The sequence below is a fragment of the Achromobacter deleyi genome, from assembly GCF_016127315.1.
Taxonomy (GTDB): Bacteria; Pseudomonadota; Gammaproteobacteria; order Burkholderiales; family Burkholderiaceae_B; genus Achromobacter; species Achromobacter insuavis_A.
In genome coordinates this window covers 2,902,764-2,922,531 of the sequence record NZ_CP065997.1, presented here as the reverse complement: position 1 = coordinate 2,922,531, position 19,768 = coordinate 2,902,764, and the positions used below count along the sequence as shown (strand labels likewise).

The 19,768-nt window shown below is 70.5% G+C and carries 21 protein-coding genes; 12 read left to right on the top strand and 9 right to left on the bottom strand.

Features of this window, described 5'->3' with window-relative positions; translation table 11 throughout:
* Positions 1-102: 102 nt before the first annotated feature.
* The gene (locus I6I07_RS13115) at positions 103-2,154 is read right to left on the bottom strand and encodes a TonB-dependent receptor (RefSeq protein WP_198487519.1); all 2,052 of its coding nucleotides are present in this window, start codon (positions 2,152-2,154) and stop codon (positions 103-105) included.
* Between the two features lie 111 nt (positions 2,155-2,265).
* On the opposite strand from I6I07_RS13115, the gene I6I07_RS13110 reads away from it, so the two are divergent.
* From I6I07_RS13110 to I6I07_RS13100, 3 genes are all read left to right on the top strand, one after another.
* Positions 2,266-2,481 (top strand): SlyX family protein, encoded by a 216-nt coding sequence (locus I6I07_RS13110; RefSeq protein WP_006391018.1) that lies wholly within the window; start codon positions 2,266-2,268, stop codon positions 2,479-2,481.
* 384 nt (positions 2,482-2,865) lie between these two features.
* A complete protein-coding gene (locus I6I07_RS13105; RefSeq protein ID WP_054428651.1) occupies positions 2,866-3,225 on the top strand; it encodes a DUF4148 domain-containing protein in 360 nt (119 codons plus the stop codon).
* 194 nt (positions 3,226-3,419) lie between these two features.
* Positions 3,420-3,794, top strand: a complete 375-nt coding sequence (locus I6I07_RS13100; protein ID WP_054428652.1) for a hypothetical protein — start codon at positions 3,420-3,422, stop codon at positions 3,792-3,794.
* 95 nt (positions 3,795-3,889) lie between these two features.
* Here the strand turns inward: I6I07_RS13100 and I6I07_RS13095 are convergent, their stop codons facing one another.
* Positions 3,890-6,184: an NADP-dependent malic enzyme gene (locus I6I07_RS13095; protein WP_180187812.1), complete on the bottom strand. Its 2,295-nt coding sequence runs from the start codon at positions 6,182-6,184 to the stop codon at positions 3,890-3,892.
* A 106-nt stretch (positions 6,185-6,290) separates the two neighbouring features.
* On the opposite strand from I6I07_RS13095, the gene I6I07_RS13090 reads away from it, so the two are divergent.
* From I6I07_RS13090 to I6I07_RS13080, 3 genes are all read left to right on the top strand, one after another.
* Complete coding sequence (locus I6I07_RS13090; RefSeq protein WP_054428653.1) at positions 6,291-7,253, top strand: LysR substrate-binding domain-containing protein; 963 nt, start codon at positions 6,291-6,293, stop codon at positions 7,251-7,253.
* Positions 7,254-7,279: 26 nt separating this feature from the next.
* Entirely contained in the window at positions 7,280-8,074 is a 795-nt protein-coding gene (locus tag I6I07_RS13085; protein ID WP_198486977.1) for an AraC family transcriptional regulator, read from the top strand.
* A gap of 82 nt (positions 8,075-8,156) precedes the next feature.
* Positions 8,157-9,026, top strand: a complete 870-nt coding sequence (locus tag I6I07_RS13080) for a DMT family transporter (protein WP_198486976.1) — start codon at positions 8,157-8,159, stop codon at positions 9,024-9,026.
* Here I6I07_RS13080 and I6I07_RS13075 read toward each other — a convergent pair.
* Entirely contained in the window at positions 9,023-9,493 is a 471-nt protein-coding gene (locus I6I07_RS13075) for a MarR family winged helix-turn-helix transcriptional regulator (RefSeq protein WP_198486975.1), read from the bottom strand. The two genes, I6I07_RS13080 and I6I07_RS13075, sit on opposite strands and share 4 nt — an antisense overlap.
* 181 nt (positions 9,494-9,674) lie before the next feature.
* Here I6I07_RS13075 and I6I07_RS13070 point away from each other — a divergent pair, with 181 nt between their 5' ends.
* Complete coding sequence (locus I6I07_RS13070) at positions 9,675-11,075, top strand: MATE family efflux transporter (RefSeq protein WP_198486974.1); 1,401 nt, start codon at positions 9,675-9,677, stop codon at positions 11,073-11,075.
* Positions 11,076-11,112: 37 nt separating this feature from the next.
* Here the strand turns inward: I6I07_RS13070 and I6I07_RS13065 are convergent, their stop codons facing one another.
* A complete protein-coding gene (locus tag I6I07_RS13065; protein WP_198486973.1) occupies positions 11,113-12,003 on the bottom strand; it encodes a LysR substrate-binding domain-containing protein in 891 nt (296 codons plus the stop codon).
* A 123-nt stretch (positions 12,004-12,126) separates the two neighbouring features.
* On the opposite strand from I6I07_RS13065, the gene I6I07_RS13060 reads away from it, so the two are divergent.
* Together I6I07_RS13060 and I6I07_RS13055 are read left to right on the top strand one after the other, a co-directional pair.
* The gene (locus tag I6I07_RS13060) at positions 12,127-12,537 is read left to right on the top strand and encodes a sel1 repeat family protein (protein WP_198486972.1); all 411 of its coding nucleotides are present in this window, start codon (positions 12,127-12,129) and stop codon (positions 12,535-12,537) included.
* Positions 12,534-13,304: a sulfite exporter TauE/SafE family protein gene (locus I6I07_RS13055; RefSeq protein ID WP_198486971.1), complete on the top strand. Its 771-nt coding sequence runs from the start codon at positions 12,534-12,536 to the stop codon at positions 13,302-13,304. The genes I6I07_RS13060 and I6I07_RS13055 overlap by 4 nt, the downstream gene beginning before the upstream one ends.
* Positions 13,305-13,314: 10 nt before the next feature.
* Here I6I07_RS13055 and I6I07_RS13050 read toward each other — a convergent pair whose 3' ends face one another.
* The 3 genes from I6I07_RS13050 to I6I07_RS13040 all read right to left on the bottom strand — a co-directional run bounded on the left by I6I07_RS13050 (position 13,315) and on the right by I6I07_RS13040 (position 15,494).
* Positions 13,315-14,136 carry an SDR family NAD(P)-dependent oxidoreductase gene (locus I6I07_RS13050; RefSeq protein ID WP_198486970.1) on the bottom strand — a complete coding sequence of 274 codons (822 nt, stop codon included), beginning with the start codon at positions 14,134-14,136 and terminating at the stop codon, positions 13,315-13,317.
* Between the two features lie 170 nt (positions 14,137-14,306).
* Positions 14,307-14,462 (bottom strand): hypothetical protein, encoded by a 156-nt coding sequence (locus tag I6I07_RS13045; RefSeq protein WP_198486969.1) that lies wholly within the window; start codon positions 14,460-14,462, stop codon positions 14,307-14,309.
* Between the two features lie 144 nt (positions 14,463-14,606).
* Entirely contained in the window at positions 14,607-15,494 is an 888-nt protein-coding gene (locus I6I07_RS13040; protein ID WP_198486968.1) for a LysR family transcriptional regulator, read from the bottom strand.
* A gap of 110 nt (positions 15,495-15,604) precedes the next feature.
* On the opposite strand from I6I07_RS13040, the gene I6I07_RS13035 reads away from it, so the two are divergent.
* Positions 15,605-16,507 (top strand): alpha/beta fold hydrolase, encoded by a 903-nt coding sequence (locus I6I07_RS13035; protein ID WP_198486967.1) that lies wholly within the window; start codon positions 15,605-15,607, stop codon positions 16,505-16,507.
* Positions 16,508-16,624: 117 nt separating this feature from the next.
* Positions 16,625-16,957 carry a hypothetical protein gene (locus I6I07_RS13030; RefSeq protein ID WP_006391034.1) on the top strand — a complete coding sequence of 111 codons (333 nt, stop codon included), beginning with the start codon at positions 16,625-16,627 and terminating at the stop codon, positions 16,955-16,957.
* 34 nt (positions 16,958-16,991) lie between these two features.
* Here I6I07_RS13030 and I6I07_RS13025 read toward each other — a convergent pair whose 3' ends face one another.
* Together I6I07_RS13025 and I6I07_RS13020 are read right to left on the bottom strand one after the other, a co-directional pair.
* Positions 16,992-17,528: a GNAT family N-acetyltransferase gene (locus I6I07_RS13025; RefSeq protein WP_054490383.1), complete on the bottom strand. Its 537-nt coding sequence runs from the start codon at positions 17,526-17,528 to the stop codon at positions 16,992-16,994.
* Between the two features lie 7 nt (positions 17,529-17,535).
* Complete coding sequence (locus I6I07_RS13020) at positions 17,536-18,108, bottom strand: helix-turn-helix domain-containing protein (RefSeq protein ID WP_198486966.1); 573 nt, start codon at positions 18,106-18,108, stop codon at positions 17,536-17,538.
* A 120-nt stretch (positions 18,109-18,228) separates the two neighbouring features.
* Here I6I07_RS13020 and I6I07_RS13015 point away from each other — a divergent pair, with 120 nt between their 5' ends.
* Entirely contained in the window at positions 18,229-19,746 is a 1,518-nt protein-coding gene (locus I6I07_RS13015; RefSeq protein WP_420094577.1) for a phospholipase D family protein, read from the top strand.
* Positions 19,747-19,768: the final 22 nt, after the last annotated feature.

Here is a 19,768-nt window from a genome sequence, read left to right as displayed (position 1 = left end):
GGTCACCCCTAAAGCCTCGACCCGGCAAACCGTCCGACATTTCGGCGTCAGACCCGCTCTCCTCGCATCCGCGCGCCGCGGCGTCCCGCGCCAGCGCCTGCCTCAATAGCGATACGTCGCCCCCAGCCCCACGCCCACGCCGCGTCCCGGCGCCGGTTCGTAGTAGCGGCCGTTGCTCTCGTTGACGATGACCGATCCGGCGTAGCGCCGGTCGAACAGGTTGTCGACCCGCGCATGGGCGCGCCATTCCCACGGCCCCGCCTGTTTCACGTAGCCGGCGGACAACGCCGCCACGACATAGCCCGGCGCGACCGCGTCGTTGGCATCGTTGGCGTACAGGCGGCTCAGGTAGCGGGCCTCGATGCCCGCCTGCCACCCCTGCGGCGGCGCCCAGCCGACCGAGGCGTAGGCCGACTGCCGCGCGATGCCCGGGATGCGGTTGCCGGCGCGGATGTCGCCGCCGCCGTCGTCGCGGTAGCGCGCATCGAGCCAGGTGTACGCCAGCTGCGCGCGCCAATGGCCGGCGAACCCGGCGGACCAGCCCAGCTCCACGCCGTCGCGGCGCGTGCGGCCGGCGTTGCGGAACGTGGCGCGGCCGCCCGTGCTGCCGGCCGAGACGATTTCGTTTTCGGTCGACACATGGAACACCGCGGCGGTCAGTTGGCCGCCGGCCAGGCCGGTCTTCACGCCGGCTTCGGCATGGGTGCCGAGCGCCGGCGCCAGCGCGAAATTCAGGCCGGGCAGGCCGCCCGGCCGGTACGACAGTTCATTGAGCGTCGGGGTTTCGAAACCCCGGCCGTACGAGACATACAGGCTGGTCCGCGCATCGGGCTGGTAGCGCACCGCGGCCACCGGCAACGCGCGGCGGTAGCGCGCGTCGCCGCTGTCATCGCCATTGCCGGGCGCGACATAATGGTCGCGCGAGCGGAAGTCCACCGTGCTGTAGCGCAGGCCGGCGTCCAGCGTCCAGCGCGGCGCGACCCGCCACGAGGCCTGCAGGTAGGGATCGGCGTTGTAGACCGTGTTGGTTTCGTCTCGCCGCAACGCGCCCTGCACGCCAAGCTGGCGGCTGGCGCCCTCGCCCGTGAAGTTCTGGTAGCCCCTGCGGTTCTCGCGCATGGTGTCATAGGCAAAGCCGCCGACCAGCGTCAGCGGCCGCTGCGCCGGCCCCAGCTCCGAGGTCCAGCGCAGATCGGCGCCGCCATAGCGGCGCCGCAGGTCGATCACGCCGCCCGCCTGGGTCGGCGCCGCCTGCGCCGCGGGCGGAATGGCCTGGAACTGGCTGGTGTCGCGCTGGCCGTAGTACAGCATCAGGCGCAAGGTGTTGGCACCGTCGACATGGCGTTCGTAGACCAGTCCGCCCTGCGTCTGGCGCACGGTCTTGCGGGTGTCGTACTGCGCGGCCAGGTCGGCGCTGCGCGGCGCGTCCTGGAACTGCGCGTAGGTCAGGCCGAGCGGGTCCTGCGCCGTCAGGTCGACGCTGTTGGCCACGATCGTCAACTGGCTGGCGTCGTCCAGCCGCACCCCCAGCCTGGCGTTGCCCAGGTTCTTGCGCGCCGCGCCGTGGTCGCGGTAGCCGCCGGTGGTCATGCGCGACAGGTCGAGCACGTAGTCCATGTCGCCGGACGTGCCCGAGGCCTTGGCGCCGTAGCGCCAGGTGTGGTCGCTGCCGGCCCAGGCCGACGCGCCGATTTCGGACGGCACCGCCCCGTCCTCGGTATAGGCCAGGATCACGCCGCCCGAGGAATTGCCGTACAGCGCCGAGAACGGGCCGCGCAGCACCTCGACCCGGCCGAGCGAGCCGATGTCGATGTTGGAGGTCTGGCCCTGCCCGTCGGGCATGGTGGCCGGGATGCCGTCCACATACAGCCGCACCCCGCGCACGCCGAACGTGGAGCGCGCGCCGAAGCCGCGGCTGGACAGCTGCAGATCCTGCGCGTAGTTCTGCCGGTTCTGGATCTGCAGGCCCGGCACGCCCGCCAGGCCCTCGGACAGGTTGATGCCCGGCTGGGCGCGGCGCATCTCGGCGCCCTCGACGATATCCACCGAGGCCGGGGTTTCCAGGGGCGGCGCGCCCAGGCGGGTGCCGCTCACCACGACCGGCGCCAGTTGCGGCGCCTGCGATTCGGCCATGGCGGCCACGGCCGGCGCCATGCCGAGCAGGCTGTGCAGGATCGGGCGGGCCAACACGCCACGGCGGCGTCGTGCGTCGGTCAATCGGATCTCCTTGCGCGCGGGTCGCGGGGAATGGGTTCTAATACTCCCATGGAAAACTCGCAAGACATCGAACGCCGGCTGCTGGACCTGGAAGTCAAGGCCAGTTTCGCCGACGACCTGCTGGAACAGCTGAACCAGATCATCGTGCGCCAGCAACAACAGATCGACCGCCTGCAACGCGAGGTGGCCGACCTGCGCCAGCAGGCGCCCGAGGGCGCGGCGCCGTTCCGCAGCCTGCGCGACGAACTGCCGCCGCATTACTGACCCCGGCTGCGGGCGGCCGCCCGGCCGCTCCAGGGCGCCCCGTCGCTCCCGCCGGCCCCAGCGCCCCCACCCGCCACCGCTCGCCCGGCCTGCCCGGGTCGCCTGCCGCCTGTTGCCGGCGTCGTGGCATCGCCACGACGGCCGTGCCACTCCCCCTGCTCCACGCCGCGCCCCAGCAAGGCGTTGCGCCGGCTATCGCTGCCATTGATGGCGACTAATTGCTCGAAATTACCTATTCCTTCCATTTATGGAAAGATCTTTTACCGATATACGGGTTTATCCCTAGTGATATCCGGCGCACTATAGAGCCATCGGGAAACAACAACGAACTACGACGGATAGGCCGCCGCTTCGCTCCCCGGCTTCTGAAATCGGAGATTCACCATGAAAAAGACCCTTGCCACCGCTTTGCTGATGTCCCTGGCCGCCCTGAGCGCCGGCGCCTACGCCTCGCAGAACATCGAACCCAACAACGTGCCCTTCCAGGGCGTCTACGGCACCCCGTATGAAGGCCCGACCCGCGCCCAGGTGCAGGCTGAACTCGCCGCCGCCAAGGCCGCTGGCCAGGTCTCGAACGTCGAACCCAACGACATGCCGTTCCAGGGCGTGTACGGCGCCCCCCAATCGGGCGTGACCCGCGCCCAGGTGGAAGCCGAACTGGCCGCCGCCAAGGCCGCCGGACAGGTCTCGAACGTCGAACCCAACGACATGCCGTTCTCGGGCGCCTACCACCGCGCCAACTGAGCCCGCGCTGACTGATTTACCCCTCCCCTTGTTGTACCTTGGCCGCCCCTGCCGGGCGGCTTTTTTTGCGTGCGCGCAAGCCGCGGCCCCTGGCCGCGGGCGGATCGAGACAAGACGCCGACGCTTCGCGTACCATCGGACCTGACCATCAATGGGCCGCCCGCCCGGCCCTGACAACAACGAGGGAGTCCGCAATGAAAACCATCCGTCTCATCGCTTTCGCACTCGCCGCCGGCGTCGCGTCCGGGCCGGTCCTGGCGGCGCCCGCCGTCATGTTGAACAACGCCCTCATCACGCAGATCTCAAAGGCCGACAAACCGGCCTTCCACGAGGCGGTGGCGCAAGCGCTGAACAGCGCCGCCGACGGCCAGAGCGTGAACTGGTCCAGCACGCCCAAGCGCAAGGCCGCGCCGATCACGGCCAAGATCACGCCGTTGCAGACCAGCACGGCGGGCGATCGCACCTGCCGCCTGCTGGAAGGCGATTTCGCGCGCACCAGCACCACCGAAACCTGGAAGTTCTGGTTCTGCAAGCAGCCCGACGGCACCTGGAAGGCCAGCGCCAACTGAGCCGCCGGCCGGCTTTGCCGGCAATGAAAAACGCCCGCTTCATCATGCGATGAAGCGGGCGTTTTGCCTTGCGGTCGCGCGCGACCGCGCGGCGATCAGGCTTCGACGCGGTTGGCGTCCAGCACCGTCAGGGCCGTCATGTTGATGATGCGGCGCACGGTCGAGCTGGAGGTCAGGATGTGCACCGGCGCGTTGGCGCCCAGCAGGATCGGGCCGACCGCCACGTTGCCGCCGGCCGCCGTCTTGAGCAGGTTGTAGGCGATGTTGCCGGCGTCCACATTCGGGCACACCAGCAGGTTGGCCTCGCCCTTGAGCGTCGAGGACGGCAGGATGCGCAGGCGCAGGGCTTCGTCCAGCGCGCAGTCGCCGTGCATCTCGCCGTCGATCTCCAGTTCCGGCGCGGCTTCGCGCACCAGTTCCAGCGCGCGGCGCATCTTGGCGCCCGAGGCCGAGCTGCCCGAGCCGAAGTTCGAGCGCGACAGCAGCGCCACCTTCGGCGCCAGGAACATGCGGCCCACTTCGCGGGCGGCAGCGATGGTGAACTCGGCGATCTGCTCGGCGCTCGGCTCGTCGTTGACGTGCGTGTCCACCAGCACCACCGTGCGCTCGTTGAGCAGCAGGATGTTCATGGCGGCGTAGACGTTGGCGCCGGGGCGGCGGCCGATCACTTCGTCGACGAAGCGCAGGTGGTCGTGGTATGCGCCGACCGTGCCGCAGACCATGCCGTCGGCGTCGCCCAGGTGCACCATCATCGCGCCGATCAAGGTCAGGCGGCGGCGCATTTCGACGCGCGCCATTTCCTTGGTGATGCCGCGGCGGCACATCAGTTCCCAGTACGTGGTCCAGTACTGGTGGAAGCGCTCGTCGTATTCCGGGTTGGTGACCTCGACATCCTCGCCCAGGCGCAGGCGCAGGCCGAACTTCTCGATGCGCGACAGCAGCACGGCGGGACGGCCGACCAGGATCGGGCGCGCCACGCCTTCGTCGACGATGACCTGCACCGCGCGCAGCACGCGCTCGTCTTCGCCCTCGGTGAAGACGATGCGCGACTTGCCGCCGTTGCGCACGATGCGCTTGGCCGCGGAGAACAGCGGCTTCATGAAGGCGCCGGAGTGGTACACGAACTGCTGCAGCTGCTCTTCGTAGGCTTCCAGGTCGGCCAGCGGGCGCGTGGCCACGCCGCCTTCCATGGCGGCCTTGGCCACCGCCGGCGCGATGCGCACGATCAGGCGCGGATCGAAGGGCTTGGGAATCAGGTACTCGGGGCCGAACGAGATGTCGTAGGTGCCGTAGGCGGCGGCCACCACTTCGTTCTGTTCTTCCTCGGCCAGTTCGGCGATGGCATACACCGCCGCCTTTTCCATTTCACGCGTGATGGTGGTGGCGCCCACATCCAGCGCGCCGCGGAAGATGTACGGGAAGCACAGCACGTTGTTGACCTGGTTCGGGTAGTCCGAACGGCCGGTCGCCATGACGACGTCGTCGCGCACGCCGTGCGCCACTTCCGGCAGGATTTCCGGGGTGGGGTTGGCCAGCGCCAGGATCAGCGGGCGCGGCCCCATCTTGGCCACCATCTCGGGCTTGAGCACGCCGCCAGCCGACAGGCCCAGGAACACATCCGCGCCCTCGATCACCTCGGCCAGCTTGCGGGCGTCGGTCTTCTGCATGAAGCGCGCCTTGTCCGGGTCCATCAGCACGGTGCGGCCTTCATAGACCACGCCCTCGATGTCGGTGACCCAGATGTTTTCCAGCGGCAGGCCCAGGTCCACCATCAGATCCAGGCAGGCCAGCGCGGCCGCGCCGGCGCCGGAGGTCACGACCTTGACCTTGTCGATCTGCTTGCCCACGACCTTCAGGCCGTTGATGAACGCGGCGGAAACGGTGATGGCGGTGCCGTGCTGGTCGTCATGGAAGACGGGGATCTTCATGCGCTCGCGCAGCTTGCGCTCGACCGTGAAGCACTCGGGCGCCTTGATGTCTTCGAGGTTGATGCCGCCGAAGGTCGGCTCCAGGCCGGCGATGATCTCGACCAGCTTGTCCGGATCGGTTTCGTTGATCTCGATGTCGAACACGTCCAGGCCGGCGAATTTCTTGAACAGCACCGCCTTGCCTTCCATCACCGGCTTGGAGGCCAGCGCGCCGATGTTGCCCAGGCCCAGCACCGCGGTGCCGTTGGAGATCACGCCGACCAGGTTGCCGCGGCCGGTGTAGCGGAACACATTGGCCGGGTCCGTCACGATTTCTTCGCAGGCCGCCGCCACGCCGGGCGAATACGCCAGGGCCAGGTCACGCTGGTTGGTGAGCGGCTTGGACGCCACGACGGAGATCTTTCCCGGGGTGGGAAACTCGTGGTAGTCCAGAGCGGCCTGGCGGTCTGCTTGCGAATTCATGGGGCGGCGCCTCCTAGTCTTGAATAGGGAAAATTCTAGGGCCGCAGGCATAAGGTGTTCATTCAGATTTAATATTGTCACATCACTTTTATCTTATGCCTTGTCTATGACACCGTTTTCCCCGGATGAGGTGCTCCGGAAACTGACCTCGCGGCTGAAGATGCGGCACCTGATGCTGCTACTGCAGATCGAGCAGCACGGCTCGCTGACGCGGGTGGCCGAACACATGGCCACCAGCCAGCCCGCCGTGACCAACGCGCTGGCCGAACTGGAAAGCATGTTCGACGTGCCGCTGTTCGAACGCTCGGTGCGCGGCATGACCCCCACCCCCCTGGGCGCGGTGGTGCTGGCGCGGGCCCGGGCGCTGGTGCACGACCTGGGCCACCTGGTGCAGGAAATGGAGGCCGTGGCCGCCGGCCAGGCCGCCCACCTGCACATCGGGGTGATTCCGTTCGTTTCGGGGCAGATGCTGTCGGCCGCCATCGCCCGCACCATGCCGCAGGGGCGCGGCATCACCGCCACCATCCACGAGGGCCAGGGCCCCGCGCTGCTGCGCCAGCTGCGCGACCACACGCTGGACGTGGTGGTGGGCTGGGCCACGCCGTCGGTGGACCTGGGCCAGATCGACTTCGAGGTGCTGTACCACCAGCCGCCGCGCCTGATCGCCAGCCGCCGGCTGGCGGCGCGGCTGGGCCGCGCCCGGCTGGAATGGAACATGCTGGCCGACCTGGACTGGATCCTGGGCACGCCGGACAGCCCGATCCGCGAACAGGTGGCCGACATCTTCCTGCGCGCCGGCCTGGCGCCGCCCACGCCCTCGGTGCAGAGCGATTCGTCCAAGCTGATCGGCGAAATGATCGTCGCCAGCGACCGCGCCGTGTCCATCCTGCCGGCCGACATCGCCGACGAGCTGGTGCGCATCGCCGGCGCGGCGATCGTGCCGTATTCTTTCGACTGGACCTTGCCGCCGATCTCGCTGTTCACCCGCGCCGACGGCCTGCGCCGCAACGTCGACGCCCTGTTCGCGGCGGCGCTGCGCGAGGTCTTCAGCCGCGGCGGGCGGACCTGATCCCGCCGCCAACCCGGAGCCCTGCCATGCCCGCCAGCCAGTTCGTCATGTCGCGCAGCGCCCTTGCCGGCGTGCAGGCCGTGGCCGCGCGCAGCGGGCGGGCCTTCGCGCGGCATACGCACGACCAGTACGGCATCGGCGTGATCCGCCACGGGGCGCAGGTGTCGCACAGCGGCCGCGGCCAGGTCGAGGCCGGCCCGGGCCACGTCATCACGGTCAATCCCGGCGAGGTGCATGACGGCGCGCCGATCGGCGGCGAACGTGCCTGGCAGATGCTGTACCTGGATCCTGCGGTGGTGGCGGGCGCGGCCGACGCGCTGCCGGCCGCCCGCGGTTTTGAATTCGAACATCCGGCGATGGACGCCCCGGCGCTGGCGGCGGACCTGCTGGCGCTGTACGCGCTGGCCGTGACGGGCGGCGACGCGCTGGCGCGCGACGTGCTGCTGGCGCGGGTGCTGGCGCGCGCCGGCGGCCTGGCGCGGAGCGTGCCGGCGAGCGGCGCCCCCGCCGCCATCCGCCATGCCCTCGGCCTGATCGACGACGCCCCGGCCGCCGCGCTGTCGCTGGCCGACCTGGCCCAGGCCTGCGGCCTGAGCCGCTTCCAGGTGCTGCGCGGTTTCAGCCGCGCCACCGGCATGACGCCCCACGCCTACCAGGTGCAGCGCCGGCTGCTGCTGGCGCGCCGCCTGCTGCGCCAGGGCATGGCGCTGGCCGACGCGGCGGCCAGCGCCGGCTTTGCCGACCAGAGCCACATGACCCGGCTGTTCACGCGCGCCTACGGCGTCTCGCCCGGGCGCTACGCGCTGGCCGCCGCCGGCTGAATCGGCGCCGCGCAATTTCGTTCAAGACCGCGGCCCCCGTCCGCGCCTACGCTGCGGCCTTCTCCATCATGGCCGCATCCTCATGAACCGTACCCTGCAAGGCTATTGCTGCCTGGCCGCCGCGATGGCGCTGGTCGGCAGCACCGTCGTCGCCAGCAAGATCATCGCCGCCGGCCTGCCGCCGTTCAGCGCCACCGCGTTGCGCTTCGCGCTGGCGCTGCCCTGCTTCGCCCTGCTGTGGAAGCTGACCGGCGCGCGCCTGCCGCGCCTGGCCTGGCGCGACTGGCTGCTGCTGGCGGCGCAGGCCATCGCCGGCAGCGTCGGCTACACCACGCTGCTGATCGCCGGCCTGCAGCGCACGTCGGCGGTGGACGGCGGCGTGATCCTGGGCACGCTGCCGCTGGTGTCGGCCGGCATCGCCATCGCCCTGCTGGGCGAGCGGCCCGGCAAGGCCACGCTGCTGGCCATCGTGGTGGCGGCGGCGGGCGTCTGGCTGATGACGCGAAGCGGCGTGGCTCAGGATGGCGGCACGCTGCTGGGCAACGCGCTGGTGCTGGGCGCGGTGCTGTGCGAGGGCTTGTTCATCCTGCTGCACAAGCGGCTGCGGGCGCCGGTGCCGCCGCTGGCGCTGTCGACGCTGATGGTCGCCATCGGCCTGGCGGTGTGCCTGCCCGCCGCCCTGGCCGAAGCGCCGTGGACGCGGCCGGTGCCGCTGGACGCGCTGCTCGCGGTGGCGTACTACGCCGTGGTCCCGACCGTGGGCGGCTTCGTGCTGTGGTACGCCGGCTCGGAGCGCGTCAGCGGTTCGGACGCCGCGCTGTTCACCGCGATCGCGCCGGTCTCGGCCGTGCTGCTGGCCGCGCTGCTGCTGGGCGAGGCGCTGTCGGCCAGCCAGTTGACCGGCATGGCCTGCGTGCTAGGCGCGGTGCTGGTGTTGGCCCGCGCGCGCTAGCCGCGGCTGAACGCCAGCGCGAACTCGTCGGAGAAGATGTCCGCCAGCGAGGTCCGCAACGCCGCGGCCCGCTCGGCGCCGTATGCGGCCTCGAAGCGGCGCTGCGCGTCCTTCCACAGGCGCCTGGATTCGGCCAGCTTGTCGCGGCCGGCGTCGGTCAGCGCCACGCGGCGGCTGCGGCCGTCGCGCTCGTCGCGGGCCATGTGGACGTAGCCATCGCGCTCGAGCGGCTTGAGGTTGTGCGCCAGCGCGGAACGGTCCAGCACCATGGCGCGCGCCAGGTCGGTCATGGACGGCGAGCCGGCGCGGGCGATGTGCACCAGGATCGAGTGCTGCGACACTTTCAGGCCGCAGGGCGCGAGCACCGTGTCGTACAGCTGCGAGACGCGCCGGGTCGCCTTGCGCAGCGCGGCGCCGTTGCAGATCAGCGGGTCCTGGGGAATGGCGGAGGAATCGGCGTCGGGCATGATGGCTTCGGACGGCAAGGGGAAAAAGGTACGCCAGGGCGGCGCGCGCCGGCACGGCCAGGAAAGGGGCCGCTGGCAAGCCCATAACGCTACTGCCGCGCCGGGTTCGAGTCTAGCGCAATCTTGACAGATATTGGCATATGCACGTAAATTTTGCGGACTCCCCCTCCGGCCGTCCGCCATGTCCGCCTCTTCCGCGCCCCGCCCCGCCAATGCCCGCCTGCAGGCCATGCTGCACGCGCCGATCGCCCCCACGCTGGCCCGGCTGGCGTGGCCCAATATCCTGATGATGCTGGCGCAGTCCGCCACCGGCCTGATCGAGACCTGGTTCCTGGCGCGGCTGGGCACGCCGGTGCTGGCGGGCGTGGCGCTGGTGGTGCCGGTGCTGATGTTGATGCAGAACATGTCGCAGGGCGCCATGGGCGGCGGCATCTCCGCCGCGGTGGCGCGCACGCTGGGCGCCGGACGGCAGCAGGAGGCCGACCAGCTGGTGCTGCACGCGGTGGTGCTGAACGCCGCGCTGGGCCTGCTGTTCTGCGTGCTGCTGCTGGCCTTCGGGCCGCTGCTGTACCGCGCGCTCGGCGCCGAGGGTGCCGCGCTGGAGGCGGCGCTGGCCTATTCCAACGTCATCTTCGGCGGCATCGTGCTGATGTGGCTGATGAACGCGTTCGCCAGCGTCATCCGCGGCACCGGCAACATGCTGGTGCCCGGCGCGGTGATCTGCGGCGGCGCGCTGCTGCTGGTGCCGCTGTCGCCTTGCCTGATCTTCGGCTGGGGCCCGTTCCCGGCGCTGGGCGTGGCCGGCGGCGGCTGGGCGCTGGTCACCTACTACGCCGTCGGCACGCTGGTGCTGGGCGGCTATTGCCTGAGCGGCCGCAACGCCGCGCGCCTGACCCGCTGCCGCCTGCACCTGAGCCTGATGCGCAACATCCTCAGCGTCGGCGCGCTGGCCACGCTCAACCCGCTGCTCACCAACGGCCTGGTGGCGCTGACGGCGGCGCTGGTGGGCGCCTATGCCGGCACCGCCGCGGTGGCCGGCTACGGCATCGCGGTGCGGCTGGAATACCTGATGATGCCGCTGGCGTTCGGCCTGGGCGCGCCGATGGTGGCGATGGTCGGCTCCAACATCGGCGCGGGCCAGCCGGAACGCGCCCTGCGCGTGGCGCTCACGGGCGGCGCGATGGCGTTCGCGCTGGCCGAGGCGCTCGGCCTGGCGGCGGCGCTGTTTCCCGAAGCGTGGCTGCGCCTGTTCGGCGCCGAGGACCACATGCTGGAAGCCGGCAGCGCCTATCTGCGCATCGTCGGGCCGGTGTACGGCTTCTTCGCGCTCGGGTTCTCGATGTACTTCGCCTCGCAGGGCGCGGGCCGCCTGAAATGGCCGCTGTGGGCCGGCTTCCTGCGCCTGGCGGTGGGCGCGGGCATCGGCGGCGTGGCGCTGCACCTGACCGGATCGCTGACGCTGTTCTTCCTGATCGCCGCGGCCGCCATGTGCCTGTATGGCCTGATTATCCTGACCGCCGTGGCGTCGGGCTCATGGTTCGAGCGGGGGCACCTGCGCAAGCCCGGGCTGGCGCAACGCTGAGGGCGCGCGGGGGGCTGCACGCGCCACACACTGGCCGCTAGGTCTTGGGCGCATCGCGCAGCGCGTAGGCCACCAGCTGCTGCGCATAGGCCGGCAGCTCGCCGCGCACGCACAGCACCAGGTCGCGCACGGCCCAGTCGTCGACCAGCGCGACCCGCCGCACACCGGCCGCGCGGCCGTAGCGCACCGCCGCCACCTTCGGCATGATGGCGATGCCCACGCCCTGCCCCACCATGCGGCAGACGGCGTCGAAGCTGCGCAGCCGCACGCGGTACGACAGCGCCTTGCCGCCGCGGCGCGCATGGTGCGCGATGTGCTCCTGCAATGCGCTGCCTTCCACCAGCCCCACGAACTCCTCGTCCGCCACGTCGGCCAGCAGCGCCGTCTCGCGCCCCGCCAGCCGATGGCCCGGCGGCAGCACCAGCGCCAGCGGATCATGGCGAAAGCGCAGCACCTGCAGCCCGTGCAGGTCGGTGGAATCGGCCAGCACGCCGATATCGCAGGTGCCGGCGCGCAAGGCATCGGCGATTTCGTAGCTGAGGCGCTCTTCCAGGTCGACCGAGACGCGCGGATGGTCCTTGAGGAATTCGCCCAGCACCTGCGGCAGGTACTCGCTGAGCGCGGTGGTGTTGCACAGCACCCGCACATGGCCCTTTAGCCCCTGGCCGTAGTGGTCCAGCTCGCCGCGCATGCGGTCCATCTGCGCCAGCACCAGCCGCGCGTGATGCGCCAGCGTGCGGCCGGCCGGCGTGGCCTGCACGCCGCGGTGCTCGCGCAGCAGCAGCGGCACGCCCAGCGTTTCTTCCATGCCGCGGATGCGTTCGCTGGCGGACGCCAGCGTCATGTGCGAACGACGGGCGCCCGCCGTGATGGAGCCGGTTTCCTGCACGTTGAGGAAAAGCCGCAGATCGGTCAGGTCGAAGCGCATGCGAAAAGCGTAGCACGCCAGGCTCAGGCTGTTCCATAGGCAGACTCAGCGAGATCCCGATATGGCTTTGCGACGCGTCGCGCGCAGAATCTGGCCATAGACCTTCCATGACGGGGAATATCCATGAACCAATCCATCACGCGGCGCATGGCCGTGGCCTGGCCGGCCGCCTTGCTGATCGCCCTGGCGCTGCATTCCTCAGGCCGCGCCGAAGCCAACAACGGCCTGTCGGCCTATGCCACGCCGGTGCAGAAATACGCCCTGGCGCTGGAAGCCCAGACGCAGGGCGACTATCCCGCCATGCTGACATGGCTGCGGGCGGCGGCGCGCGAAGGGCATGCGCCGGCCCAGCGCATGCTCGGCATCGCCCTGCTCGGCGGTCCGGCGCTGTATGGCACCGGCCAGCCCGCCGATCTGTGCGAAGGCCGCCTATGGCTGCTGCGCGCCGCCAGCCAGGGCGGCGCCGACGACGTCGCCTATGCGCTGTTCGGCCGGCCGCGCGACCCGCTCACCGCGCATTGCGAGGCCGCATGAACCTGCATGACCTGTCCGTCATCGGCACGCCGGCGCTGCTCGCGACCACCGTCGCCGTCTTCATCCTGGCCGGCGTGGTCAAGGGCGTGGTGGGCCTGGGCCTGCCGACCATCTCCATGGCCATGCTGGCCCTGGTGATGGCGCCGGCCCAGGCCGCCGCGCTGCTGATCGTGCCATCGCTCATCACCAACCTGTGGCAGGCGCGGCCCTGGCCGACCCTGATGCAGGTGCTGCGCCGTACTGGCTCCCTGCAGGCGGGTGTGTGCGTCGGTACGATCGCCGGCGCGCTGTGGCTGGGCGCGCCGGCCGGCCACTGGGCCAGCGTGTGCCTGGGGGTGGCGCTGGTGCTGTATGCGGCCTGGGGGCTGTTCGGCAAGCCTCCCACCGTGCCCGCGCAGCGCGAGGGCGCGCTGGGCGCGGTGGTGGGATTGGCCACCGGCGTCGTCACCGCGGCCACCGGCGTCTTCGTGATACCCGCCGTGCCCTATCTGCAGGCGCTGCGCCTGGACAAGGACGGCCTGATCCAGGCCATGGGCATCTCGTTCACGGTGTCGACGGTAGCGCTGGCGGCGGGCCTGTGGCTGAACGGCAGCTACACCCCCGACGCCGCCGGCGCCTCGGTGCTGATGCTGCTGCCGGCGCTGGCCGGCATGGCGCTGGGGCAATGGTTGCGCGACCGGCTGTCGCCGCGCGCCTTCAAGCAATGCTTCATGGTGAGCCTGGCGCTGCTGGGCGCCTACCAGGTGGCGCAGGGCCTGGCCGGGTAGGCGCCGCCCCTCAGGCCGCCATGCGGCGCTCGTCGACGAAGCCGATCGACACCGACATCTCGCGCCAGCGCGCCAGCTCCTGCTGCACCGACTGGATCTTGCCGCGCGCCTGGTCGAAGGCGTCGCGGCCGAGGAACAGGTGCAGCGGCGCATACTGCCCGTCGGCCGCCTGGATCAGCGCGCGCGCCGCCTTGGCCGGATCGCCGGCGGCGGGATGCCCCGCCACCACCGCCTGCCCCGCCTCGGGATGGCCGCCGGCCTCGTCGACCCCCGCCCGCATCGCGCCGGGATACACCAGCGACACGCGCACGCCGTGCGGCGCGGCTTCCAGCGCCAGCGCCTCGGTCAGGCCGCTGACCGCGAACTTGGCGGCGCTGTAGGCGCCCCAGCCGGCGCGGCCGCCATCGAAACCGAGGATCGACGAAATATTGAACACATGCCCCGCGCGCTGGGCGCGCAGGCGCGGCATCACCGCGCGCACCACGTTCAGCACGCCGAAGACGTTGATATCGAAGCTGCCGCGCAACGCATCGTCGGACAGCGTCTCGAGCGGCCCGGACAGGCCGTGGCCCGCGTGGTTGACCACCACGTCGATGCGGCCGAACGCGGCAATGGCGGTGTCGACCGCGCGGCGCACGTTGCCTTCATCGGCCAGATCCACTTCCAGCGGCAGGAAGCGGCCTTCGAGCTTGGCGCCCACGGCCTCCATCAACACATCCACATCGTCCGCCGTGGCCGCGACGTGGCACCCCTGATCGAGCAGCATCCTGACCAGCGCCAGACCCAGGCCGCCCGCGGCGCCTGTGACAAACCAGATTTTTTCGGTGCTCATGCGATCTCCCTCTGCTTGCAGCCGCCGGCAACACGCCGGCGACCCGCCGTCGTCCATGGATTCACGCGGAAACCATCGACCCCGGGCGTGAGAGGGATATTAAGAATCGCGTGGTGCAGCGTACAGGCTCGTTCTTGCGTGAAACCTGCCTATTTCTACAGCCTTGCGCCTCAGCCCAGCGCGCTGCGGTAGTGCTCGCTGTCGAAGCGCGGCGAGGTGTCGGCGGACGGCGCCTCGGCCGGGGCGGCGACCACGGGCGCGGCGGCGGCGTCGACGCCGAAGAGGGAAAGTTCAGCGGTGACCAATGCAAGCAGGAAATTTGCCATGATGATTCCTTCGATTCAAATGCCCGGACCGGCGGCGGCTGCGTCGGTCTTATATAAGACATGGGCACCATCGTGCGGGACGCGGCGCCACGCGTCCATTTGGTTTACTCAATCAAGGCGATTGAAATAACCCAAGCCCGCCGCTCAGCGCGCGAACCGGCGCCGCTGTCCGGTCTCGCGCACGGCCGCGACCAGGGCCCGCACCGCCGGTTCGGCCGAGCGTGCGAAGGCATAGAAACGCGCGTTCGGCAGCGCCGGCATGCCGTCCTCGCGCGACAGCGCGCGCAGGCCCTGACGCAACTGGCTGCGCGCCACCGGCGCCACCGCGAAGCCGGCCTGCGCCGCGGCCAGGCAGCCCGCCATGCTGGCGCTTTCGAACGCCGGCAGCCAGGCGCGCCGCGCCTTGCCCAGCGCCGCGATCGCGGCCTCGCGGTAGACGCAGGGATCCGGGAACACCGCCAGCGGCATGCGCTCGCCCGGCTTCCACGGCTTGTCCTCGCCCCAGGCCCACACCAGTTCCTCTTCCCACAGTAGTTCGCCGTCATCGTGCACGCGCGCGCAGCGCTTGCCGAACACCACGTCGAGCTTGCCGCGTTCCTGCTGGCGCAGCAGGTCGGCCGTGACGCCCACCTTCAATTCGATCGACGCGCCGGGATGCGCGCGATGGAACGCCTGCAGCACCTCGGCCAGCCAGGCGCCGGCGAAGTCTTCCGAGGAGCCGATGCGCAACCGTCCCTTCAGGCCGGCGCCGCGCAGGCGGGCGCGGGCCTCGCGTTCCAGGTCGACGATATTGCGCGCGTAGGCGTAGAGCGTCTCGCCCGCCGCGGTCAGCTCGAAGCTGCGGGTGGTGCGCTCCAGCAGCACGGCGCCGGCCGCCGACTCCAGGCGCTTGATGTGGCCGCTGACCGCCGACGGCGTCAGCGCCAGCGCATCGGCCGCCAGCGCGAAGCCGCCATGGTCCACGACCTCCAGGAAGGTGCGCAGCAGGGTCAGGTCCAGCACCGCGCCGGCCGGCGCCGCGGGGGTGTCCATGGGCGATTCCTCAATACGTGATTCATTGATAATAACTTCACATTATTCACCAATCGTGATTGCTGGCGCCGCTATCGTGGCCTTTCCCGATACCGCAAGGACACACGACCATGACCGTCTACGCCACCCTCCGCACGCCCCGGCTGGAGATCGCCTATCTCGAATGGAACCCCGGCGGCGAGCGCGCCGCCGTGCTGCTGCACGGCTGGCCCGACAGCCCCGAATGCTGGCGCCCGGTGGCGCAGCGCCTGGCGGACGAAGGCTACCGCGTGCTGTGCCCGGCGCTGCGCGGCTTCGGCCCGACCCGCTTCCTGGACGCGGCGACGCCGCGCAGCGGCGAGCTGGCGGCGCTGGGCCGCGATCTGCTGGACTTCATCGCCGCGCTCGGCCTGCGCCGGCCGCTGCTGGTAGGCCACGACTGGGGCGCGCGCGCCGCCGCCAACGCCTGCGGCCTGCAACCCGGCGTGGCCTCGCACCTGGCGCTGCTGTCGGTCGGCTACGGCACCAACGATCCCGCGCAGGCCCTGCCGCTGCCGCAGGCGCGCAACTACTGGTACCACTGGTTCATGGCCACGCCCCGAGGCGCGGCGGCCCTGCGCGAGGACGCCCGCGGCTTCACCCGCTATCTGTGGGACACCTGGTCGCCGCCCGGCTGGTACTTGCCCGAGGCATTCGCCGAGGCCGCGCGCGCCTTCGACAACCCCGACTGGCCCGCCGTCGTGCTGCATTCGTACCGCCAGCGCTGGGGCTTCGAGGCCGGCGACCCGGCCTACGCCGACGACAGCGCGCGGCTCACGCCCGCGCCGCGGCTGGCGCTGCCGACCCTGGTGCTGCACGGCGGCTCGGACAGCTGCAACCTGCCCGCCACGTCCGAAGGCCGCGAAGCGTATTTCACCGGCGGCTATGAACGGCGGGTGCTGGACGGCGTCGGCCACTTTCCGCAGCGCGAAGCGCCGCAGGCGGTGGCCGCGGCGCTGCTGAAATTCCACGCGGACGGGCCCGCCGCGGACTGACGCGCAGGCGCGGCGCCCGGCAGGAAAACGGGGAATGGCGGATAATCGCGGTATTTCCCGCCGCCATCGCGGCGGCTTCTTGCGGGCGTTCGCGCCCGGCAGCATTCGGAGTCAGCTATGTATCGCGGCATTGAGGCGATCGAACACTTCATGGTATCCATCGGCCTGACCTGGCAGCCCGGCCGCACCCAGAGCGCCGAACTGCGCGCCAGCTACCGCATCGGCAACACCCGTCCGCTGGGCATCGACTGCACCCTGGTGGAATTCCACTGCGACAGCAAGCGCCCCAAGGTCTGGGTGCCCGAGTTCTCGCGCACCAGCTTCCACCAGTGGTTCGAAGTGCCGTTCCAGGATTTCGAATTCACCCCGGGCGGCTCGATGCTGAAGATCAAGGCCGCCGCGCGCGGCAACGCCCCGCCCTACAGCGTGGGCCTGAAGCCGCTCGCCTGAGCGGCCTGCCGCGCCCGGCGCCCGCCGGGCCGCGCTACAACGGCTTGTACATGATGGTCGTGCCGTCCAGCCGGTTCGGATCGCGCGCATCCCGGGCGAATCCCGGAATCACCCCCACCGTGCGGTAACCCAGCGAGGTATACAGCGGCTCGGCGTTGTCACCGGTGCGCGTATCCAGCGTGATCAGGCTGCGGCCGGCGGCCACGGCCGTGGCCTCCGCCGCCTGCATCAGTTCGCGGGCGATGCCGCGACGGCGGAAATCGGGGTGCACCAGCAGCTTGCGGATCTCGGCGCGATGCGGCTGGTTGGGCGGCGTATCGCAGTCCAGCTGCACCGCGCCGGCCACCCGCCCTTCGCGCATCGCCACCCACAGCACCAGGCCGCCGCTTTCCAGCGGCGGCAGCACTTTGTCGAGCCAGAATGCGCGCGCCGCCTCGGGGCCGAAAGGCAGCACGAAGCTGACGCTGGCGCCGTCCTGCACGCAGGCATGCAGCAGGTCGCCCAGGCCGGGCAGCAGGGCGTGGGCCTCATCGGCGGTAACGGCGGTCAATGCAGGGGTTTCGATGGACATGGCGGACTCAGACGATGAACAACAGGTAGCGGGCGCCGCTGTGCGGCGGGGTATCGAACGCGCTGGCGCCATAGAGCTGGTAGCGCAGGCAGTCGCCCGGCCCGAGCGCATGGGCCTGGCCGTCGACGCGGATGGAGAGCTCGCCTTCCAGCATCACCAGGTGGTGTTCCAGCCCGGCGCGCGGCGACTGTTCGTATTCGATATGGGCGCCGGCCGGCAATTCGCAGGCCAGCACTTCGCCGGCCAGCTTCTGCGACGGCGGCGACACCGAGCGGCGCCGGAAGCCCGTCGCGCCATCGACCCACACGGCCTGCGCGGCGGCCGGCACCCGCGGCGCGAAGTCGTCCTCGACCATGCGCATCAGGCGCGACATGGTCATGCCATAGGCGCCGCACAGCCTGCCGAGCACGCTGGCGGTGGGGCTGACCTCGGCGTTTTCCAGGCGTGACAGCGTGGCGCGGCTGATGCCGGCGCGCGACGCGAGTTCGTCCAGCGACCAGCCGCGCTCGGCGCGCAAGGCCTTCAGGCGGCCGGCCAGGCGTTGGTCCAGGTCGATATCGGGAGCGGGTGAATTTTCCATATCAGGGAATTTATCTCAAATATGGAAATCATTCAATCACCCATGCGATGCGCGCGGCGCGCCCCGGCCCGACGACTATTCGGCACAATACGGCGTATGCACACAGCCCGATTCGTTTCCATGACCGTCCTCTGCCTAGGCATCCTGACGGGCTGCAGCCTGCCGCCCCTGGAATCGCGCGGCGCCTCGCAGGCGCTGGCGCCCGACGTGGCCCGCGATACGGCGCTGGGCCGCGCCATCGCGCCGCTGGCGGCGCAGCACCCGGGCAAGTCGGGCATCCACCCGCTGTCCGACGCCCACGACGCCTTCGCCGCGCGCATGATGCTGGTGCGCGCCGCCCAGCGCAGCCTGGACGTGCAGTACTACATCTGGCACGACGACATGACCGGCACCATGCTGCTGGAGGCGCTGCACGCGGCGGCCGACCGCGGCGTGCGCGTGCGGCTGCTGCTGGACGACAACGGCACCGCCGGGCTGGACACGGTGCTGGCGGCGCTGGACGCGCATCCGAACATCGAGGTGCGCCTGTACAACCCGTTCGTGGTGCGCTGGCCCAAGCCGATCGGCTACCTGACCGACTTTCGCCGCCTGAACCGGCGCATGCACAACAAGTCGTTCACCGCCGACAACCAGGCCACCATCGTCGGCGGCCGCAACATCGGCGACGAGTACTTCGGCGCGACCAACGGCGTGCTGTTCTCGGACCTGGACGTGCTGGCGGTGGGCGCCGTGGTGCCGGACGTCTCGGCCGACTTCGACCGCTACTGGGCCAGCCAGTCGGCCTATCCAGTGGCCGGGCTGCTCAAGCCCGCCGGCCCGGATGAACTGGCCGCGCTGGAACGCAGGGCCGGCAACGTCGAGCGGTCGCCCGAGGCCGCCGCCTACGCCGAGGCGATGCGCCAGTTGCCGTTCATCCAGCAACTGCTGCGCGGCGAACTGGCGCTGGAGTGGGCCGATACGCGCATGGTCAGCGACGATCCGCGCAAGACGCTGGGCACCGCGCCGCCCGAGGCCATGCTGCCGCACCAGCTGCACGACATCGTTGGCACGCCCACGACCGATCTGGAACTGGTCTCGCCCTACTTCGTGCCCACGGCCAGCGGCACCGAGGCCTTCGCGCGCATGGCGCAGGGCGGGGTCAAGGTGCGGGTGCTGACCAACGCGCTGGAGGCCACCGACGTGGCCGTGGTGCATTCGGGCTACGCCTCGCGCCGCCACGACCTGCTGGCCGCCGGCGTCGAGCTGTTCGAGATGAAGCGCCAGACGGGCGCGGAGCGCAACAAGAGCCTGGGGCCGTTCGGCAGCTCCGGCTCGAGCCTGCACGCCAAGACCTTCGCGGTGGACGGACGCAGCGTGTTCGTCGGCTCGTTCAATTTCGATCCGCGCTCGGCGCGGCTGAACACCGAACTGGGCTTCGTGATCGACAGTCCCACCCTGGCGCGCCACATCGCCGACGCCTTCGAGCACGACATCCCACGCAATGCCTATCGCGTCTGCCTGGACGACAACGGCAGGCTGTATTGGCTGGAACAGCGCGACGGCCGCACCCTCCGCCATGACACCGAACCGGGCACCACCGTCTGGCAGCGCTTTTCGGTCTGGTTCGTGTCGTTGCTGCCGATCGAGTCGCTGTTGTAGGCGGCGGCAACATACGGAGTTC

What these genes read in the sequence shown, in the direction of transcription:
- I6I07_RS13045 (WP_198486969.1), bottom strand. Translation starts at nt 14,462, where the DNA reads ATGGCAAATTTCCTGCTTGCATTGGTCACCGCTGAACTTTCCCTCTTC.
- I6I07_RS13060 (WP_198486972.1), top strand. Translation starts at nt 12,127, where the DNA reads ATGAACCAATCCATCACGCGGCGCATGGCCGTGGCCTGGCCGGCCGCC.
- I6I07_RS13065 (WP_198486973.1), bottom strand. Translation starts at nt 12,003, where the DNA reads ATGCGCTTCGACCTGACCGATCTGCGGCTTTTCCTCAACGTGCAGGAA.
- I6I07_RS13040 (WP_198486968.1), bottom strand. Translation starts at nt 15,494, where the DNA reads ATGGACACCCCCGCGGCGCCGGCCGGCGCGGTGCTGGACCTGACCCTG.
- I6I07_RS13035 (WP_198486967.1), top strand. Translation starts at nt 15,605, where the DNA reads ATGACCGTCTACGCCACCCTCCGCACGCCCCGGCTGGAGATCGCCTAT.
- I6I07_RS13095 (WP_180187812.1), bottom strand. Translation starts at nt 6,184, where the DNA reads ATGAATTCGCAAGCAGACCGCCAGGCCGCTCTGGACTACCACGAGTTT.
- I6I07_RS13110 (WP_006391018.1), top strand. Translation starts at nt 2,266, where the DNA reads ATGGAAAACTCGCAAGACATCGAACGCCGGCTGCTGGACCTGGAAGTC.
- I6I07_RS13030 (WP_006391034.1), top strand. Translation starts at nt 16,625, where the DNA reads ATGTATCGCGGCATTGAGGCGATCGAACACTTCATGGTATCCATCGGC.
- I6I07_RS13085 (WP_198486977.1), top strand. Translation starts at nt 7,280, where the DNA reads ATGCCCGCCAGCCAGTTCGTCATGTCGCGCAGCGCCCTTGCCGGCGTG.
- I6I07_RS13075 (WP_198486975.1), bottom strand. Translation starts at nt 9,493, where the DNA reads ATGCCCGACGCCGATTCCTCCGCCATTCCCCAGGACCCGCTGATCTGC.
- I6I07_RS13050 (WP_198486970.1), bottom strand. Translation starts at nt 14,136, where the DNA reads ATGAGCACCGAAAAAATCTGGTTTGTCACAGGCGCCGCGGGCGGCCTG.
- I6I07_RS13080 (WP_198486976.1), top strand. Translation starts at nt 8,157, where the DNA reads ATGAACCGTACCCTGCAAGGCTATTGCTGCCTGGCCGCCGCGATGGCG.
- I6I07_RS13020 (WP_198486966.1), bottom strand. Translation starts at nt 18,108, where the DNA reads ATGGAAAATTCACCCGCTCCCGATATCGACCTGGACCAACGCCTGGCC.
- I6I07_RS13025 (WP_054490383.1), bottom strand. Translation starts at nt 17,528, where the DNA reads ATGTCCATCGAAACCCCTGCATTGACCGCCGTTACCGCCGATGAGGCC.
- I6I07_RS13115 (WP_198487519.1), bottom strand. Translation starts at nt 2,154, where the DNA reads ATGGCGCCGGCCGTGGCCGCCATGGCCGAATCGCAGGCGCCGCAACTG.
- I6I07_RS13015 (WP_420094577.1), top strand. Translation starts at nt 18,229, where the DNA reads ATGACCGTCCTCTGCCTAGGCATCCTGACGGGCTGCAGCCTGCCGCCC.
- I6I07_RS13105 (WP_054428651.1), top strand. Translation starts at nt 2,866, where the DNA reads ATGAAAAAGACCCTTGCCACCGCTTTGCTGATGTCCCTGGCCGCCCTG.
- I6I07_RS13100 (WP_054428652.1), top strand. Translation starts at nt 3,420, where the DNA reads ATGAAAACCATCCGTCTCATCGCTTTCGCACTCGCCGCCGGCGTCGCG.
- I6I07_RS13070 (WP_198486974.1), top strand. Translation starts at nt 9,675, where the DNA reads ATGTCCGCCTCTTCCGCGCCCCGCCCCGCCAATGCCCGCCTGCAGGCC.
- I6I07_RS13090 (WP_054428653.1), top strand. Translation starts at nt 6,291, where the DNA reads ATGACACCGTTTTCCCCGGATGAGGTGCTCCGGAAACTGACCTCGCGG.
- I6I07_RS13055 (WP_198486971.1), top strand. Translation starts at nt 12,534, where the DNA reads ATGAACCTGCATGACCTGTCCGTCATCGGCACGCCGGCGCTGCTCGCG.